General features: G+C 35.8%; 1 protein-coding gene. It reads right to left on the bottom strand.

Features of this window, described 5'->3' with window-relative positions; translation table 11 throughout:
* Positions 1 to 390: hypothetical protein (locus Q3W56_RS20730; protein WP_302896709.1), on the bottom strand; the 390-nt coding region annotated here is incomplete at its 3' end.
* Positions 391 to 397: the final 7 nt, after the last annotated feature.

The following is a 397-nucleotide window of genomic DNA, read 5'->3' as shown; positions in this document are numbered from 1 at the left end:
GTAGCCGTTTGCCCAAGAATATCCACTACCCTGTTTGTTTATATTAGTTGTGTTTGCTTTTGGATTACTAAGTTGAGCACCTGTTGAATCGGTAATATAACTTGTCGCTGTTGAAGGTGTTCCATATGCACTACCTAGTGTAAACATCGTTTGATAAGTTGTTCCTGTGTTGTATATTGCGTAACTATTAGACAATGCTGTAGGTATTTCAACCGTCTTAGTAGCAGGATTATCATAAGTAACTGTATACGTAAACGTCATAGACGTTCCATTATTTACAGTTGTTAATTTATAATAAATTGGAATATTATAATTTGTATCAGTCCCTGCACCTGTATAAGTATTTGTAGTTGAAGTTGCTGCTGCTGCTGCGAATGTTGTTGTTGCCAATCTACTA

It is taken from the genome of Bacillus sp. C28GYM-DRY-1 (genome assembly GCF_030519405.1).
Classification (GTDB): Bacteria; Bacillota; Bacilli; order Bacillales; family Bacillaceae; genus Bacillus; species Bacillus spizizenii_A.
The sequence above is the reverse complement of the archived record's forward strand: the minus strand, read 5'-3'. Positions and strand labels throughout refer to the sequence as shown.